The 17,055-nt window shown below is 61.1% G+C and carries 14 protein-coding genes; 1 reads left to right on the top strand and 13 read right to left on the bottom strand.

Annotated elements, in window-relative coordinates:
* Positions 1–3: 3 nt before the first annotated feature.
* The 10 genes from ACFSR7_RS34335 to ACFSR7_RS34290 all read right to left on the bottom strand — a co-directional run bounded on the left by ACFSR7_RS34335 (position 4) and on the right by ACFSR7_RS34290 (position 12,724).
* A complete protein-coding gene (locus ACFSR7_RS34335) occupies positions 4–1,362 on the bottom strand; it encodes an MATE family efflux transporter (protein WP_378169134.1) in 1,359 nt (452 codons plus the stop codon).
* Positions 1,355–2,044, bottom strand: a complete 690-nt coding sequence (locus tag ACFSR7_RS34330; RefSeq protein WP_378169133.1) for a dihydrofolate reductase family protein — start codon at positions 2,042–2,044, stop codon at positions 1,355–1,357. The genes ACFSR7_RS34335 and ACFSR7_RS34330 overlap by 8 nt, the downstream gene beginning before the upstream one ends.
* The gene (locus ACFSR7_RS34325) at positions 2,041–3,219 is read right to left on the bottom strand and encodes a sugar ABC transporter substrate-binding protein (protein WP_378169132.1); all 1,179 of its coding nucleotides are present in this window, start codon (positions 3,217–3,219) and stop codon (positions 2,041–2,043) included. Before ACFSR7_RS34325 ends, ACFSR7_RS34330 begins: the two co-directional genes overlap by 4 nt.
* A gap of 146 nt (positions 3,220–3,365) precedes the next feature.
* Positions 3,366–4,430 carry a zinc-dependent alcohol dehydrogenase gene (locus tag ACFSR7_RS34320; RefSeq protein WP_378169131.1) on the bottom strand — a complete coding sequence of 355 codons (1,065 nt, stop codon included), beginning with the start codon at positions 4,428–4,430 and terminating at the stop codon, positions 3,366–3,368.
* Positions 4,427–6,217: a glycoside hydrolase family 13 protein gene (locus tag ACFSR7_RS34315; RefSeq protein ID WP_378169130.1), complete on the bottom strand. Its 1,791-nt coding sequence runs from the start codon at positions 6,215–6,217 to the stop codon at positions 4,427–4,429. The genes ACFSR7_RS34320 and ACFSR7_RS34315 overlap by 4 nt, the downstream gene beginning before the upstream one ends.
* Before the next feature lie 507 nt (positions 6,218–6,724).
* On the bottom strand, positions 6,725–7,783 hold the full coding sequence (locus tag ACFSR7_RS34310; protein WP_378169129.1) for an alpha/beta hydrolase: 1,059 nt from the start codon (positions 7,781–7,783) through the stop codon (positions 6,725–6,727).
* Entirely contained in the window at positions 7,780–9,153 is a 1,374-nt protein-coding gene (locus ACFSR7_RS34305; RefSeq protein ID WP_378169128.1) for an alpha/beta hydrolase, read from the bottom strand. Before ACFSR7_RS34305 ends, ACFSR7_RS34310 begins: the two co-directional genes overlap by 4 nt.
* A 35-nt stretch (positions 9,154–9,188) precedes the next feature.
* On the bottom strand, positions 9,189–10,022 hold the full coding sequence (locus tag ACFSR7_RS34300; RefSeq protein ID WP_282910959.1) for a sugar ABC transporter permease: 834 nt from the start codon (positions 10,020–10,022) through the stop codon (positions 9,189–9,191).
* Between the two features lie 6 nt (positions 10,023–10,028).
* Positions 10,029–11,417 carry a carbohydrate ABC transporter permease gene (locus ACFSR7_RS34295; protein WP_378169127.1) on the bottom strand — a complete coding sequence of 463 codons (1,389 nt, stop codon included), beginning with the start codon at positions 11,415–11,417 and terminating at the stop codon, positions 10,029–10,031.
* Positions 11,414–12,724 (bottom strand): sugar ABC transporter substrate-binding protein, encoded by a 1,311-nt coding sequence (locus ACFSR7_RS34290; protein WP_378169126.1) that lies wholly within the window; start codon positions 12,722–12,724, stop codon positions 11,414–11,416. The genes ACFSR7_RS34295 and ACFSR7_RS34290 overlap by 4 nt, the downstream gene beginning before the upstream one ends.
* 558 nt (positions 12,725–13,282) lie before the next feature.
* Between ACFSR7_RS34290 and ACFSR7_RS34285 the strand changes: the two genes are divergently transcribed.
* Positions 13,283–13,804, top strand: a complete 522-nt coding sequence (locus tag ACFSR7_RS34285; RefSeq protein WP_378169125.1) for a DNA-binding response regulator — start codon at positions 13,283–13,285, stop codon at positions 13,802–13,804.
* A 377-nt stretch (positions 13,805–14,181) separates the two neighbouring features.
* On the opposite strand, the gene ACFSR7_RS34280 is transcribed toward ACFSR7_RS34285, so the two are convergent.
* Genes ACFSR7_RS34280 through ACFSR7_RS34270 form a run of 3 tightly spaced genes read right to left on the bottom strand, consistent with a single transcriptional unit; the run spans position 14,182 to position 16,988 of the window.
* The gene (locus ACFSR7_RS34280) at positions 14,182–14,985 is read right to left on the bottom strand and encodes an ABC transporter permease (RefSeq protein ID WP_378169124.1); all 804 of its coding nucleotides are present in this window, start codon (positions 14,983–14,985) and stop codon (positions 14,182–14,184) included.
* Positions 14,986–14,991: 6 nt separating this feature from the next.
* Positions 14,992–15,786, bottom strand: coding sequence for an ABC transporter permease (locus ACFSR7_RS34275; RefSeq protein ID WP_378123003.1), 795 nt, complete (start codon positions 15,784–15,786; stop codon positions 14,992–14,994).
* Positions 15,783–16,988, bottom strand: coding sequence for an ABC transporter ATP-binding protein (locus ACFSR7_RS34270; protein ID WP_378169123.1), 1,206 nt, complete (start codon positions 16,986–16,988; stop codon positions 15,783–15,785). The genes ACFSR7_RS34275 and ACFSR7_RS34270 overlap by 4 nt, the downstream gene beginning before the upstream one ends.
* Between the last annotated feature and the right edge of the window lie 67 nt (positions 16,989–17,055).

The following is a 17,055-nucleotide window of genomic DNA, read 5'->3' as shown; positions in this document are numbered from 1 at the left end:
TCCTCAAGCCGAGATTTGGCCGGTCAGATTTTTAATCCATTTGCGCGAACGGAACCGGAGCAGCCCAGCTCCCAGGCGGACGAGCTCCTCGAGCGACAGAAAAAAATACACCCAGAACAGCGGCTGCTTCCAGACGAACGAGAGCAGCAGCCCGAGCGGGACGCCGATCAGCCAGGTGGCTGCCGACTCCATTTTGAAAACGAACTTACTGTCCCCGCCGCTCTGGAGGATGCCGCCCGCGATGATCATGTTCGCCACTTTGACCCACATGAACGCCGCGAACACCCACAGGACATGTACGGACAAGTCGCGCGCCTCCCCTGTGATCGAGAACGCCGACGCGTACAGCGGCGCCAGCGCCGCGATGCCCGCGCCCAGCGCCAGCGACAAGCCGATGCCCGCGCGGATCAGCCGGCGGGCATAGTCGAGCGCGAGCACGTGCTCGTCGGCGCCGAGCCTGTTGCCCACCAGCACGCCCGCCGCGCCAGCAAGTCCCGACAGCAGCCCGATGCTGAGTCCCTGCAGAGGGAACGTGACCGTCATCGCCGTCATCTCGGTCGTGCCCATCCGGCTGTAAATGATGGCATAGGCCGCCTCGCCGAGCACCCAGATCAGCTCGGTCAGCACGATCGGGTACGTCGTGAGCAAAAACTTGCGCGCCAGATCCCCACGAAACCGTAGAAGATGCCGGAATCCGGCAGCGCCGGGCAGCTTGAACCGGTACACCGCCCCGATAATCAGCAGGCACTCGACGATGCGCGCCGTGAGTGTCGCGTACGCTGCGCCGGCCAATCCCAGCTCGGGGAATCCCCAGTTGCCGAAGATGAGCAGGTAATTCAGCGCGATGTTCACAATAACGACCGCCAGGCTGACGTACATCGGATACTTGACGTGGCCCGTGCTGCGCATAATGGCGGAGTAAACCATTGTCAGCATCGTCGGCACGTAGCTGAGCGCCACGATTTTCAGGAAAACATAGCCTTCTCCGGTCACCCGCGCGTCGGTCGTGAACAACCCCAGACAGAACTGCGGCTCGAAAAAGACAAACGCCGAGAACGCCACGGACAAGATTAGTCCGATAAGCAGCGTCATGCCGAGCAAATCCGTGATGCTGCGCACGTCTCTGCTGCCCCAATACTGGGCGGCGTACACCGACAGTCCGGTCGCGAGACCCGCGAGCACGACGGAGATAATGCTGTAGATCTTGCTCGCCATGCCCACCGAAGCGATCGCCACGTCGCCGAGCTGGCCCACCATCAGCTGATCGGTCATATACAGGGCTGCCATGATCAGGCTTTGCAGCGCGATAGGCACGGCGATTTTGTACAGGCTTTTGTAGAAGCCGGCCTTGGGGTCATCCATGAAGCAGCGCATCCTCCCCGACATCGCGGTATTTGGCGTAACGCATCAACGTGTAATTTTTGCGGGGCTGGACGTCGACGACGCTGAATCGTTTAGTAAACGACATCCGGTCGTAGCCCTGCCCGTCCACCAGCGTGATGTTGGTGCCGCCACCGATGATGATCGGGAGCTGCATCAGGATGATCTCGTCCACCAGATTGCGGTCGAACACGTGCCAATTGAGCATGCCGCCGCCCTCGACCATCAGCCGCTTGAAGCCGTACTCGGTCTCGAGCCGTTCGAACAGCGCGGCAAAGTCGACCAGCTCGTCGCCGCACACGATGACTTCCTTGCCCTTATCCTCGATCTGCCGTCGCTTATCCTCGTTCATGCCGCGCTCGGTCGTGACGATCAGCGTGCGTTCGCCGTCCGACAAAATGTTGCTCGCGGGCGGAATGTCGAGCGTGCGGGTGGGCACGATCCGGACGGGATTGCGGTTTTTCTCATAGCGGTTGGTCAGAAACGGATTGTCCGTACAAATCGTATTTTTGCCGACCATAATCCCGTCGACTTGCCCGCGGAACCGGTGGATGTAGGTCATGTCGTCCTCGTCGAACAGCTGGAACAGCTCCTTGCTCGACTGCCCTTCGCCGAACGTCAGCTTGCCGTCGATGGAGATTTGGCTGAACACGGTCACTCTCATCCGATACTCGCTCCTTTTTTGAGTTGCTCCAGATAATCGTCCACTTCAGCCATGACGGCGTTCGCCCGGTCGTGCATGGCGGTGCGCGCCCGGGACGCCCCGTCCTCCGGCAGCCGCCGAAGCCCCTCCTCCATGCCGACCCAGCCGGCGATCATATAAGGACTGACCGGCATCGGCCGGCTGCTCCTGAGCTGAGCGATCAGCTGCCGCTTGTTCGCGGAGCCCCTTGACTCAATCCGTGCCAGCGCGGCGCTCGCGGCGGGAATCCGCTGTACGCGCTCGACCCACAGCCGCTGGCATTCGTCGCTCAGCATAAAGGCGGCATAAGCGCGCAGAGCCGCACCGCGCGGAGACGACAGCGATCTGCACGGAAAAATGAGTCCGATCGAAGAACACATCGAGACGGCGGGCCGTCCCCCGATGGCCGGAATGGCGACTACCTCCAGCTCGTCCCCCAGTCGACGACTCAAATAGTTATAGATCCACTCTCCCGTCACGATCGCCCCGATCCGGCCCTCGGCGAACCGCTCGAGCAGCGTCGTCGCGCCGTCCATGCTGGCGATTTTGCCCGATGCCAATCCGCGCCTCAAAAAAGCCAGCGCCTGCTCTGCGGCATCCGTATTCAGCGAGATCCGGCCGTCCGCGATCGGCCAGCCGCCGAAGGCGGTGAGGAACGGGATGAAGCTGTAGGCTTGTCCGAGATCGATCCCCAGCGGAATGATCCCGGCTTCCCGCAGTCGGACTGCGCCATCCTCTAGCTCCTCCCACGTCTGCGGCGCTTCGGGATAATGCGTCTTGTTGACGTAGAGGACGAGATGATTGCCCGTCAGCACGGGGACGCCGTACAGTCGCCCGCCGATCCGCATCGTGTCGAGCGAGGACGGCGCGACGAAGTCTTGCAGCATGGCGCCGTCCACCTCGGACAAGCGCGCCGCTTCCCAGTAATTCGCCATATCCGAAGGGACCATCGCCATGTCCGGTCCCGTACCGTCCTCCGGCAGCCGCGTCAGCCGCCGGCCGAGATCCGCGATACTCATCGCCTCTGCGCGCACCCGTATCCCGTACCGTTCCTCGTACATCCGCCCGATCTCCTCCAGCACCTCGACCGAGGTGTCTCCGGGTCCGTCGAATTCGTGCCAAATGACCAGCTCGTCAACCGTTCTGCCTGCGCTCATGCGCCTCGTCCCCCTTGTTGGCTCGCATTGCGGACCCTATGCCCGATGCCTCGCATTTCCGATACGCACCGTTACTGCAAAGCGAAAGATATGTGCGTTTTGCCCTGCTGCGCCCGATAACCTTCCCCCCATCTCCCGCCCGAGCCTCATCCCGCCTCTTCCGCTGCCCCTCCGCCCCACGGCGCGAACACCGTCTTGATCGCCTCCGACGCGACCCGCTCCCCCGTTGCCGGATCGTAGCCGAGCAGCTCGCGCACGGCCTGCTCGTGCTGCTCGAGGCCGTAACGGCCGGTCACCAGCCGATCGAGCTCCGGCATCGTCTCGGCGAGCTGCAGAGCCAGCGGAAACGTGCATCGATACTCGCCCGCGCCCACGATGCTGATGCCGTTCTGAACGAGCCGGACCGGCGAGATCGCGTAGCGGTACGTGGCGTCGATGCCGAAGGGCACGATGCGCCCGCCCCGCCCGATCCAACGCTCCGCGGTCTCCAGCTGGTTGCCGACCGCGTCGATGACGACGTCGAACCGCCGGCCTCCGGCGATCCGCTCGACAACGGCTTCGAGCTCGTCCGGACGGCAGGCCGCATCCGCGATCCGCCGAGCTGCCTGCAGCCGCGCCGGGTTCAGCTCGGTCGCGACCGTCAGGCGAGCGGTCGCCCTGCTCGCCATCTGGCAGAGCAGCCCCATCGGCCCCGAGCCGATGACCAGCACCGCGTCGTCGCGCTTGACCTGCGCCTCCTGGAGATTGTGGAGCACGCAAGCGAGCGGCTCCACGAGCACGCCGCGCTCCCAGGACATGCTGTGAGGCAAGCGATGTACGAACTGCTCCTCGGACACATAGTAGCGGGCGAACGTCCCGGGCGCGTTGAGCCCGGCAATCGCCATGCCGCCGCCATGGCCGACGCAAAGATGCGGCATCTCCCGCTTGCAATATTTGCAGCTCCCGCAGCTCCAGTTCGGGTCGATGACGACGCGGTCGCCGATCCGCAGCCGGCTGACCGATCCCCCGGCGTCGACGATCGTGCCGACCGCCTCATGACCGCGTGTCACATTCGGCACGCCTTCTTCCCTGCCGGCGATGACGGCCAGGTCCGTGCCGCATATACCAGTCAACTCAATACGGACTTTGACCTGCGTCGGCGCGGTGACGGCAGGCTCCGCGACCGTCGTCAACTCCAGCCTGCCTGCGGACGTCCACTGGAGCGCGTTCATACCGGCGCCCCCTTCCTGACACGGTGCCTTAGCACCGCGCAGCCGCAGGGTCCGAGCGGCAGCTCAAGCCCGCCATCGAGGGGAAGGCTGACTTCGCCAGTGCGAAGCTCCTCCCAGGCTTCGAAGCCGGCTTCATCGCACGCGACAGGCTGCCCCGTGGCGACACGAATCGTCTGCGGCCCGTCGCCCACGTTGAAGGCCACGATGATCCGCTCGTCTTCGGCATAACGCTCGTAGGCCAGGGTGCTGCCGCCGGCCGGCGCATGCAGGAAGCGGATGCCGCCTCCGCGGAGCGCACCGTGCGTCCGGCGCAGCGCGATCATGTCCCTGTAGAACGCGAACAGCTCCCGGTTTTGCGCCTCCGGCTCCCAGACCATGCAGCGCCGGTTGTCGGGATCGTTTTCCCCGCTCATGCCGATCTCGTCCCCGTAGTAAATGCAGGGCGCGCCGATGTAGGTGAACTGGAACAGCGCCGCAAGCTTCATCCGCGCCTCGTCCCCGCCGCACAGCGTCAGCAGACGCGCCGTATCGTGGCTCCCGAGCAGTTGAAAAGAAGCCTCGCACACCTGCTGCGGATACAGGGCGAGCTGCTGCGAGACGATGTTCGCGAACGTCTCCGCGTCGATCGTGCGGGATGCGAAAAACTTGATCGCCAGATCCCGCACCGGATAATCCATCACCGCGTCGAGCTGGTCGCCCCCGAGCCAAGCCATGGCGTCGTGGAAAATCTCGCCGAGCAGATAGGCGTCGGGCTTCACCGCCTTGACCGTCTCGCGCAGCCTGCGCCAGAAGCGATGGTCGACCTCGTTGGCCACGTCGAGCCGGAAACCGTCGATATCGGCCTCGCGCAGCCAGTAAGCCGCCACTTGCAGCAGATAGTCGGCCGTCGCCGGATAGGACACGTTCAGCTTGGGCAGATCGGCCTCATAGCCGAACGTCTCGTAGACGAGGTTATCGCCCGTCCCGGAATCCGGCCAGCGCAGCACACGGAACCAGCCGGCATACTGCGATGACTCGCCATGCTCCAGCACGTCCAGGAAAGGCGGGAACCGGCTGCCTGTATGGTTGAACACGAAGTCGAGCAGCACGCGGATGCCTCGCGCATGGCAGGCCTCCACCAGCGTTTTGAGCGTCTCAACCGTCCCAAACTGCGGGTCGACCGCATAGAAGTTTTCCGTATCGTACTTGTGGCTCGACGGCGCCTGGAACAACGGCGTAAAGTAAATCGCGTTCACGCCGAGCGCCGTCAGATGATCGAGCTTGTCCAGCACGCCGGGGAGATTGCCGCCGAACGCGTTCTGTTTGGTCGGCATCGCTCCCCAAGGCTCGAATGTCCCGACCGCTGCCGTCTCGCCGACTTTGGCAAAGCGGTCCGGGAAAATCTGATAGAACACGGCATCCCTCACCCATTCAGGCGGGCGAATGGCGTCGTCCGGGTTCATATAAGGGTATTCGAAATTGCCGAACGACTCCTCCGGCGGCTGCTCTCCCAACCAGCGTTCGCCAAAGTAGATCCGTTCCCGACCGGATGCCAGCAGAAAACGATAGCTGAGCCTGCGCGTACCGACCGCGACATCGGCCTCCCAATAGTCGTACAGCGCATCGGAAAGTCTTATGGTCATGGGCGTGCGGCATTCACTGCCGTGCCAGTCGTATTTGTCTCCATAGCAGACGGCGGCTTCGTCGATATCGCCGCGGGCCGTCCGCAGCCTTACTCGCACATGTGCGTCGTCGTACATAAAAGCCCAATTCTGCTTGTGGCGATGATAGAGCGCTCCTCGGTTCATCTCCGTCCTCCTCCTTGATTCATGGGCATCGAATACCAGGCATGCATGCCATCCTGCTGAGCGCGATCCCTCCCGGGCCGAAAACGAAAAAAGGCACAACCCCGACGAGCGTTCGAGGTTGTACCTTTCGGTAACATGGCCTTCAATTTTTCCAGATTGTAGCACTATATTTTTGCTTTTTCAATATCCTATTTTGTCATCATTCGCCATTCGGAAAAATACGACAAAAGCTGCAAGGCGCGCTGCAAAGCGGATTTCGGAGTCCAATCGTCCGGAAGTCCTAGCTGCAAACTGTCGAACACTCACTGATCTGGCGATTCAAATTCACTTCCATTAATTGAAAGTTATTGGAATCTAAAGTTTGATCCATGAAGGGATCTCAACCGTCTTGGACAATTCACATCACCCACGCAAGAAAACCGGTTTCCTTATTATTTCTATAATGTTAAAAAAACGGCGGCGGTGCAGAAGCGCTTCGCTCCCCACCGCCGCCGCTATGCGACAGCCTCAATCTATCGGCGGCCAGACCGCCTGTGCCGTTAGGCCTTCAAAAGAATAGGCCGCCTGGACCGAATCCGCTCCGGCGCCCCGAACGATGCCGCCGGCATCGACGCGCGTGACGCTCCCCGCCGAGCCGCAAGCCGCAAAGCCCCCGCCGAGCGGCGTCAGGCGCAGCCCGCCGGCGTACGACGCCGCCGGCACGAAACGCCCGATCGCATCCGTTCCGTGCAGAGCGGTCGCCGGCGCGGGCTTGAGGCTGACGCCCGCGAGCTCGCCCGGCTGCCCGAAGAAGTGCAGCAGCGGCAGCGCGACGCGCGCCTCCCAATCCGCTTCCGTATGCGCGGCCTCCGGATCGAAGTAATACGCCAGCTGCCGGTTCGGCTCGTAGCCGGCCGCGAGCAGCTCGTCGACGAGACCCTGCACATGCTTTTCGAGGATCAGCGTCCCCTCCCGGCCCCCCGTATCGATCCAAATCTTATGGAGCGGCGGCCTGCCGGCAAACCTGGCGTACACGCGCGTCTCCGCGAGATTTTCGGGATTGACGTAGTACAGGTAAGGCGACATGATGCCGATCATGCCGTATACGTCAGGCCGACGCATTCCGATATGGTAGGTGACCTGACCGCCGCGCGACGATCCGAGCAGACCGGTATGCGCCGGATCGGTCTTCGTCCGCAGCACCGCGTCGATATAAGGCTTGAGCTCCTCGATGAGGAAGCGCTCGTATAGCTCGCCTTTCGGCGTGATGTCCATTTTGTCGCGGGCGTAATCGACGCCGTCGAGCGCATGCGTATACTCGTCGGCGCGCGCCATTTCCATATTGGCAGCTCCGACCATGACGATCTCCTCGATCCGGCCCTCCTCTATCAGCCGGTCGGCGGCCCGGTGGAGGTTCCAGGATTGCCCGTTGTATGCGGGGTGGAACACATTTTGACCGTCGTGCAAGTAAAGTACGGGATAGCGCCGGTCGCCGCTTCGTCCATAGCTTGGCGGCAGATAAATGTAGATGTCGCGTTCGTTGTCCAGCAGCTCGGAACGGAACTTGTCGATGCGGAGCAGCGTCATGCGGTCTCCCCCTCTTCTGCGGCCTCGTCGCTGCCGCGCGGCAGCATGTCGATCCAGCCCTTCACTTGGTACTCGACGAGTAGCCCCTCCTCGGCCCGGAGCAGCCGATAAGGCGCCTTCCGCCCGCGCTCGTCGGCCTCCTCGCAGCCCATGCCGCGGGAGATGCGGAATTCGACGGCGAACCCGCGGGGCAGCGCAAACGTGCCGCCGTACAACCGCGGACCGATCTTCGGCAGCTCGATGCCCGCATAGATCCGGTCAGTATGCGGCGTATCCGCAGGAACCTCGACGCGGAAGCTGACCTGCACCGTCTGCGGAAGATCGGCAACGACTGCCACCGCCTTCGTGAACGTCTGTTGCTCCGCATTCATGTACGTCACCTCCGCGATGCCTTCCTGTCGGGGCTCGATCGTCCCGTCCGGCAGCACCGAGAGCACCGACGGTTCGGATACGCCATACGCCCCGTCCAGATTGGTTGCGGCGAAGCCGCTGTCATACACGTCGACGGCATTAAAGTATGCAGGCGTCCCTACCAGTCCGACCGCATCCGGTCCTTGCAGCTGCGAGCGGATCACGCGTCCCGGCTGCCCGAACAGGAAGATCAGCGGCTCGTGAAGCCGGGCCGCCCAGTCCTTTTGGTAATGGCCCGACTCCTGGATGAAGTGGTACATCAGATCGACTCCGGGGCGGAAGCCCGCTTCGATCATGGCGCGAATTACGGTCCGCACATGTCTTTCCATCACGGTGAAGCCTTCTGCGCCGCCCACATCCATCCAGATGCGGATCGGAGGCTTGAAGCGGTGAATTTCGCTTAACCACAGCTCCTGCTCCTGGCTCTGATCCGGCCGCACAAAAAACGGGCACAGCGCCCCGACAAGTCCGAACGTCTCCGGACGGCGGAATCCCAGATTGTAAGCCAGCAGACCGCCGGCCGACGATCCGAGCACACCGGTATGGGCGGCATCCGGCAGCGTCCGATATTTATGGTCGACATAAGGCTTGACCTCCTCCGCCAGGAAGCGCTCGTACAGGTCGCCTTGCGCGCCTTGGCCGAACACCTCCTCGAGCCAAGGCACCGGGTGCATGTACTCGGCCACCCGCGCGCCGGTCACATGAGCCACGCCGACGATGATGATCGGGCGGATCCGGCCTTCGGCGATCAGGCGGTCCGCGATCTTGTGGGCCTCCCAGGAGCCCCCGCGATTGTCTGCGGCAAATACATGCTGTCCGTCCTGCATGTACAGCACCGGGTAGCGGACGTCTTTGTTCGCCGAATCCCCGTAGCCGTCGGGCAAGTAGACGTACAGCTCTCTCTCATTATTCAAAAATTCGGACCGGAAACCGGCCAACGTGACGATCTTCGACGGCATGACGCCCTCCTTCGCGCCAGGGGCGCTCATAATTTTCAGCCTTTATCCGCTCCCGCGGCCAGGCCGTGAATCAGGTATTTCTGGAAAAACATGTACAGCACCGTAATCGGCAGCGCGGTCAGCACGGAGCCGGCGGCGAACAGGCTGAAGCTGGAGTTCATTTTGTCGGACACCATCCCGTACAGTCCCTGCGCCAAGGTCATCTTGTCGGAGGAGCGAAGCACGATCTGCGGCAGGATGAAGTCCATGACCGGACCGATGAACGCCGTCAGCATGACGAAGGTGAGCGCGGGCACGGACAGCGGCAGCAGGATGCGGAAGAAAACGTCCGCCCGTCCCGCGCCGTCGATAATTGCCGCTTCTTCAAGACTGCGGGGAATCGTGTCGAAATACCCTTTCATCACCCACACGCCGAACGAGACGGAGCCGCCCGCGTAGATCAGGATCAGCCCCAGATGCGTGTTCAGCAGCCCCGTCTGGAGCAGCAGCACGAAAATTGCCATAATCGACAGGAAGCCGGGAAACATCTGCAGCACCAGCAGCGTCATAAGCCCGACTTGCCGGCCCTTGAAGCGGAGGCGGGAAAATGCGTAAGCCGTCACGGTCACGAGCAGCGTAGACAGCAGCATGTTGGAAACGGAAATAAACATCGTGTTGCGGTACCACAGCGCGAAGTCCGTCTCCCGCAGCAGGCGCCCGAAGTGGCGAAGCGTCGGATGCTCGGGCAGCATGCTGCTGATCAGCAGCGTGTCGCCCGGATTCAGCGCCGTCCCTGCAACCCAGACGAGCGGATAGACCGTCGCGGCGAAGATGGCGGCCAGCAGCGCGTAGAGCCCCGCAGCGACGAGATGGTCTCGGATACGGTTCATGGTCGCTCAGTCCTTTTCTCGAAACGAATGGGTGCGGCTGTAATTCAGCACGGAGACGAGCGCGATGACGACGAACATGACGATGGACACGGCGGAAGCCATGTTGAACTGGTTCTGCTCGAGCGTTATCTTGTAGATCCAGGAGAGCAGAATGTCGGTCGAACCCGCGAAGTAGTAATTGGGGTTCGGCGGTCCGCCGTCCGTCAGCAGATAAATCAGGTTGAAATTGTTGAAGTTCGAAGCGAACTGCATGATCAGGATCGGCGACGTCGCCATCAGCACGTGCGGAATCGTGATCCGCCTGAACTTCGCAGCGCCGCCCGCGCCGTCGACCTCGGCCGCCTCGTACAGGTCGCGCGGGATTGTCGTCAGGATGCCGGATAGCAATGCCATCAAGAACGGCATCGACATCCAGAAATGCACGAGCAGCACCGTCAGCTTGGCGACCGTCGGATCGGATAGCCAGGGCACGCCCGGCAGTCCCATGCGCTCCAGCAGGCCGTTGACCGGCCCGAGCGCACCGTTGAACAGCACGCGGAAGACGAGAATCGCGATGAACGAAGGGAATGCCCAAGGCAGCACGAACGCCGTCCGCCACAGCTTTTTGAACCGGACTTTGCGATGCTCGATCAGCAGCGCGACCGCGAGGCCGCCGAAGTAGGCGACAAGCGTCGACAGCAATGCCCAGACGACATTCCAGGCGAAGATGCCGCCGAAGGTGGACGTCCACGCACGGTCGGACAGCAGGCGCGAGAACGTCTGCAAGCCGGTCCAGCTCACGAGCGAGCGGTCGGGAATATGGTTCGGCGATGAATAGTTCGTGAAGGCGATCAGCACGTTGAAGAGCATGGGTACGACGGATACGAAAAGGACGAAAAGCAGCGCCGGCGTGAGCAGCAGCAGCGCCACCCGCCCTTCGCGGGAGCGGCGGTTGATCAAGACTGAATGTCTCAGCTTGGTCTGGGCCGGGGTCGCCGCCGCCACGCCGCCGGACTGGCGTGACCGATGAACGGTCCCTCCGTCAGCGATCGCGGCGGCGCGGTTCCGGTAGGCGTCGGATACGTTCAGCGCATGGAGCAGCAGGAGCGCCACGCCTGCGAACAAAGCGAGCAGACCGTTGATCAGCAGAAAAATCGAGTGATCTCCCCGCACGAGCACGCCGTCCACGATCCGCGTCGGCGTCTCGCCGAGCGTGACCAGCCCCTCAAGTGCGAGGGCGATGCGCGGTAAGGCAACGATTAACGCGGCAGCGTACGTGCCCATGAACAGCGCGCCTTTGGCATATTGGCGGTTCAGCAGCTGCCCGCCCCCCGCGCAGACCGCGGACAGCAGCCCCGCCGTGGCAGGGCTTGCCGTACCGGCACGATACGCGATCGCGCGATCTCCCCGGCTCATCCGCTTGTCTTCATGGCGGTGCGCATCTGACTCACCATGTTGTCCAGCGTCTTCTTGATGTCGGCGCGGTCATCGTTCCAGATCACGGACAATGCCGCGAAAGATGGCACCCACAGCGTCGAGGTCTCGGGGATGACCGGCAGCGGGGTCGCATTTTGCAGCTGGGCCAGGAACGAAGAGACGTTCGGGTCAGCCATGATCGACGGATCGCTTACCAGATCCCGCCGCGTCGGCAGCTGCGCGGTCATTTCATAGCGGAGCTTGGCGTTGTCACGGCTCGTCGCGAGCTCTGCGAACAGCTTGGCGGCGTTGGGATACTTGGTGTAGGAATTGACGAACAGCGACCGCACGCTGATCAGGCTCTGCGGATGCTTGCCGTTCGGCAGCAGCGGCAGCTGGACGACGCCGAAGTCGACGCCCGCTTTTCGCAGGTTGGCCATCTGCCATGTGCCGTCGATCATCATCGCGGCGCGTCCTTCCTGGAACAGACCGGAGATAACGTTGTTATTAATGTCCGCGGTGTTCAGCGGGAACAGCGCCTTCAAGCTCCGCGCAAACTTTATTCCCTCGACCGCGCCTTCGCCGTTCAGGCCGATATCGTCCGGATTCGTGCCGCCGTCGCCGAATATGTAGCCGCCATAGCCGGCGATGAATGCGTGCGCCTGATAGATCTGGGCGACATCCCATGCGAGACCGTACTTCTTGGCGGCGGGGTCGGTGAACTCGCGGCCGAATGCAAGCAGCTCGTCGAACGTCGTCGGCTCTTTGGGCATCAGCTTCCTGTTGTAGTAGAGCGCGTAAGTATCTGCAGACATCGGGTAGCCGTAGAGCACATCCTTGTACGTGATGGCCTGCGCGACCGAGGGCATGACATTGTCCGCCATGTCTTTTTGCGTGCGGTCGTTCGGCAGGAGCAGGCCGGCGCTGACCGCCTTGCCGATGGCATCGTGCGGCGACGAGAAGACGTCCGCGCCAAGGCCCGCTGGACCGTCCGTCATCAGCTTGCCGACCGTATCGATGGATGGGACGACCTCCACCTTCACCTTGACGCCGTAGACGCTTTCGAATTGCTTCCCTACCTCCTGCAGAAAGGCGCGCTCGTTGCCGTCGGACTCCCAGACAAGCAAGGAGGCTCCCTTTTCCGGCGCGATGTCAGCGCTTACAGTTTGAGTAGGCGAAGTGCCGTTGCTCCCGTCCGTCCCGCCGTTTTCCTGACGGTTGGGCTCCGTCTTCGCATTCGCGCATCCCGCGGCCGCAACAAGGGCCAACGCCAGCACGAGCGATTTTTTTATTTTGTTTTTGGACAAGCGATCCCACTCCTTCTCGTTGACTTAATCGTTTAAGTTGTTGCTTAATCAAATTATCACAAACCGTTTGTCCGTGTCAACCCGAAACTTGAACTTTCTTCAAGTTTTGTCGCTTTGCGTCGATTTTGTTTTTTGGTGGTTTTAGGTGCGTCTCTGCTCGCCAACAGCCAGGACACCGCATCCGTTATCCGCTCTGATCGGCCTTATTTAGACAGTGTGCGGACCGCGGAGTCTCTGTTCCCCCTCCGGCTCCAATGCCCACCTCTCATGCCGAAAGCCTTGGACAAAATTTTTATTGCTTGCAGCGCCCCCGCAAGCGTATACTTGCGATGTGAGCATTTAGCGCGTGAAGAACACCGCCTCTCCTACCGGAGCTGGCGGTGTTTTTTGTTGCCGCTTTTAAGGAGGGGGTGTGCTGGATGGACGAGTCATAATGCGAAGTGGCTTGAGCAACAGCGTCAAGGTCGGATGGGCGAATCCTTACGCAGACTGCTTGAAGGACATGCCTTTAACGAAGCGCTTTTTACGAAAGAAATATGGCTAAAAGGCGTAGGGAATTTGAATTATCTACAAGCCGAATATGAAGTGCCCGGTTTTGGAGAGGGATCGTTCTACATTGACAACGCTTATCTCCGGCCGCCGTATATGATTGGTTGGGAGATCGACGATTTTAGGACACATGGACAGCACACGAGCCGGCGCACGTTCGAATACGAGCGCGAGCGGCAAAATCACCTCGTGCTGAACGGCTGGATCGTATTCCGCATCCCCCTGGACATGATCCGCGACCAGCCTAACAAGTGTCGGCGGTTCGTCCTGCTCACGCTTGGGAAACTGTACGGCGACTTCGGAGAGAAAAAGGAGACCTCCCTTCCGCTTAAGCAGCGGGAGCTCGTCCGATTCGCGAACAAGCTGCAGCGGCCGTTCTCGCCTGTCGAGGCTAGCGATATGCTGGGTATCAGCACTCGGCATGCGCGAACGATTCTGCACGGGATGGCCGAGCAAGGCTGGCTCGAGCGAGCCGGCGGGCTCCAGCGGATAAGAACGTATCGGCTTGGAGAAAAAGGAAAGTCGATTTGAGAACCGGAAGCAAGCGCTTTGCGGCAACGAGGTTTGAATGGTGCACGCCTTAGCGGAGCTTTTTTCCGCTAAAGGCTTGGAGAGTAGTGTGTCTGCTTGCCTTAGCGGAATATATTTCCTCTATTGGCCCGGAGAGTGGCGTGCATACGAGCCTTAGCGGAATATATTTCCGCTATTGGCCCAGAGAGTAGTGTGCATACGAGCCTTAGAGGAACTTTCTTCCGCTATTGGCCCGGAGAGTAGTGTGCATACGAGCCTTAGCGGAACTTTCTTCCGCTATTGGCCCGGAGAGTGGTGTGCATACGAGCCTCAGCGGAACTTTCTTCCGCTATCGGCCAGCAGAGTTGCTTACTCGCGTGCCATAGCGGAGCTCCCCCTCAACTCCCTGCTCCCCGGTACCGCTTCACGCCGCGGTTCCAGACCGCGAGGCCGATGCCGGCGGCGATGAGGCCGACGACGGGCGTCATCCACGCCATGAACACGTCGCGGTGCGCCTCGAGGAAGAACATCGCAGGGTACACGCCAACGAAGGCGAACGGCAGCACCCAGGTGAGCAGAAAGCGGATGCCCCGGTTGTAAATTTGGACCGGATAGCGGCCGTAGCTCTGAATGTTGTACATGAGCGGAATGATACCCGTCGGCGCGTCGGAGTAGAAGGAGATCGCCGCCAGCGTCACGTAGATTCCCGTATAGATGAGCACCGAGCCCAGCACCATGACGATGAGCACGAAAGGGTCGTACCAGTTGAACGCGAGTCCGAGTTTCCCCCACGCCGTGCCCATGATCGCGAGCCCTACGAGCGAGGATACGAGCGACGGCGGATCTACGTTTTCCAGCATGACCTGGGCCAGGGAGTGGGCGGGCCGCGTCAACACGCGGTCCATCTCGCCTTTGATAATGTACCGGTCGCCGAAGTTCCACAGATTCGTGAAGGCGCTGAACACGCCTTGCGCGATCATGAAGTAGCCGTAGACGAATATGACCTCGGATTCGCTCCAGTCCCCGAGCGTCGGGGTGTGCTGGAACACGATAAAGATAAATACCAGGTTTGTCAGCGAAAATAACAGGTCGCTCACGACCTCCACCCAAAAGTCGGCGCGGTAGGTCAGCTTCACCTTGGCATAGTTGGCGATATATTCCTTGAATAGGCCGAACGTGTAGCCCAATCTAGACAGTCTCACTTTACTTTAGCCCCCTTGCACGAAAAGACGACGACGCGCCGACCGCCACATGAGCAAGATCGGGACGACGAGGACTGCGAACCAGCCGATCTGAATGAGCAGCGCGTGCCAAGTCTCCGCGTCGCTTGTCCTGCCCGTGAACACCGAGCTCGGCAAATACGTAATCGCCTGAAACGGCAGCCAATCCATAACCGCCCGTCCCCAAGCCGGGAAAAAGGCGATCGGCACGACGACGCCGGACAGCAGGTCGACGAGTACGCGTTTCATGCGCATAAGCCCCTCGTTGTTTTCGACGAAGAAGGCGAACAAGCCGGTCAAAATGTTGAGCTGGGTGTTGATCAGGAAGCTGAACCAAATCATGATGAAAAACACGATCCAGCGCATCGGGTCCGACGGGAGCGTCACGTGGAACAGCAGTGTCGCCAGAATCATGCCCGGCACCATGAACAGCAGCAGGCGAAAAACGCCCTCGCCGAAGCCCTGCATCATTTTCACCATTAAATAGTTGATCGGTCTCGTCATCTGCACCGCTACGCTGCCGTCGCGGATCTCGTTCGAAATCTCGCGGTCCAGGTTGTTGAAGTAAAACGCGCGCGCCATCCAGGACACGGCGACATAGGTCGTCATCTGCTCGACGGTAAACCCCGCCAACGTCTCTGCGTCGCCGTAGATCGCCTTCCAGAGGAAGTAGTACGCGCCGATGTTAATGGCATAAACGATGATACCGCTATAATAATTAACGCGGTAAGCGAGCATCGTCAAAAAGCGGATGCGGATAAATTCGAAGTAAGCGGCATTCACGGCTTGGTCGCCTCCGCCCGTGCGGTGGGCCGCGAACTGTCGGTGCCTGCGCTGCCGTCCGATGTGCCGTTGTCCGCGCTTATCTCTGCGCTGCTCCCAGCACCGTTGTCTTCACCATCTTCAGCGCCGTTCCTCTCCCCTGCGCCGTCAGTTCCATCGTCCCGACCGCCGGGTCCGCCGGCCGCGAGCGCCTCTGCCGGCGTCTGCGCGCTGCCCGTCCGATAGATCTCGCGCACGATCTCCTCGGTGTTCGTCTCGATGATCTTGATGTCGCTGATCTCCATCGTGCCGACGACGCGCGACAGCACTTCCGACACGTTGATCTCGAGCGGAATCCACACGGTCGCGGTATATGCGTCGCCAAGGCTCCATCTAACGTCCATGCCCTCGGTCAACGCGGCCAGCCGATCGGCCCGCACGGCGTCGCCGAACGTGAAGACGACTTCGCGGCCTTTGCCCCAACGCGTCTTGAGCTCCTCCAGCCCGCCGTCATAGATGATCCTGCCGTCGTCCAGCATGATGACGCGCGAACAGAGCGCTTCGATATCCTGCAGATCGTGGGTCGTGAGCAGGATCGTCGTGCCGCGCTCGCGATTGATTCGTTTCAGAAACTCGCGGATCTCCGTCTTGACCACAATGTCCAGACCGATCGTCGGCTCGTCCAGGAACAAAATCGACGGATTGTGCAGCAGCGCCGCCGCCAGCTCGCAGCGCATCCGCTGCCCGAGACTCAGCTTGCGCACCGGACGGTTCAGCAGCTCGCCGAGCGACAGCGTCTCGACGAGCTCGTCGAGCAGACGCTTGAAGTCGTTTTCGCCGACGCCGTACACCTTGCGCAGCAGCCGAAACGACTCGATGACGCCGATGTCCCACCACAGCTGGCTTCGCTGCCCGAACACGACGCCGATGCCCTGGACGAATTTTTCCCTTTCCTTATGCGGCACGAAGCCATTGACCTTGATATGCCCGGACGTCGGGACGAGGATGCCGGTCAGCATCTTGATTGTCGTCGACTTGCCGGCGCCGTTCTCCCCGATATAGCCGCATATCTCGCCCTGCGGGATCTGGAAGCTGATGTCCTTGACCGCGGTCACTTCCGTATATTCGCGCTTAAAAAGGTCGCGAAGCGCACCGCCGATGCCTTCGCGGTTTTTCTGAACGTTGAACTGCTTGCGCAGATCGCGTACGTCGATGGCTAACATTCCATATTCCTCCGTGATTCGACTTAACTTGATTCGAGTCGTGCGGGAACTATATAATTCAATATGA

Source organism: Cohnella sp. GCM10020058, assembly GCF_042683485.1.
Taxonomy (GTDB): Bacteria; Bacillota; Bacilli; order Paenibacillales; family Paenibacillaceae; genus Cohnella.
Note: the sequence above shows the minus strand (reverse complement) of the source record. Positions and strands in the feature narration are given on the sequence as shown.

Excerpts from the sequence above, each read along its gene's own strand:
- ACFSR7_RS34320 (WP_378169131.1), bottom strand. The coding sequence starts at position 4,430 with ATGAACGCGCTCCAGTGGACGTCCGCAGGCAGGCTGGAGTTGACGACG.
- ACFSR7_RS34325 (WP_378169132.1), bottom strand. The coding sequence starts at position 3,219 with ATGAGCGCAGGCAGAACGGTTGACGAGCTGGTCATTTGGCACGAATTC.
- ACFSR7_RS34295 (WP_378169127.1), bottom strand. The coding sequence starts at position 11,417 with ATGAGCCGGGGAGATCGCGCGATCGCGTATCGTGCCGGTACGGCAAGC.
- ACFSR7_RS34315 (WP_378169130.1), bottom strand. The coding sequence starts at position 6,217 with ATGAACCGAGGAGCGCTCTATCATCGCCACAAGCAGAATTGGGCTTTT.
- ACFSR7_RS34305 (WP_378169128.1), bottom strand. The coding sequence starts at position 9,153 with ATGCCGTCGAAGATCGTCACGTTGGCCGGTTTCCGGTCCGAATTTTTG.
- ACFSR7_RS34270 (WP_378169123.1), bottom strand. The coding sequence starts at position 16,988 with ATGTTAGCCATCGACGTACGCGATCTGCGCAAGCAGTTCAACGTTCAG.
- ACFSR7_RS34335 (WP_378169134.1), bottom strand. The coding sequence starts at position 1,362 with ATGGATGACCCCAAGGCCGGCTTCTACAAAAGCCTGTACAAAATCGCC.
- ACFSR7_RS34300 (WP_282910959.1), bottom strand. The coding sequence starts at position 10,022 with ATGAACCGTATCCGAGACCATCTCGTCGCTGCGGGGCTCTACGCGCTG.
- ACFSR7_RS34310 (WP_378169129.1), bottom strand. The coding sequence starts at position 7,783 with ATGACGCTGCTCCGCATCGACAAGTTCCGTTCCGAGCTGCTGGACAAC.
- ACFSR7_RS34330 (WP_378169133.1), bottom strand. The coding sequence starts at position 2,044 with ATGAGAGTGACCGTGTTCAGCCAAATCTCCATCGACGGCAAGCTGACG.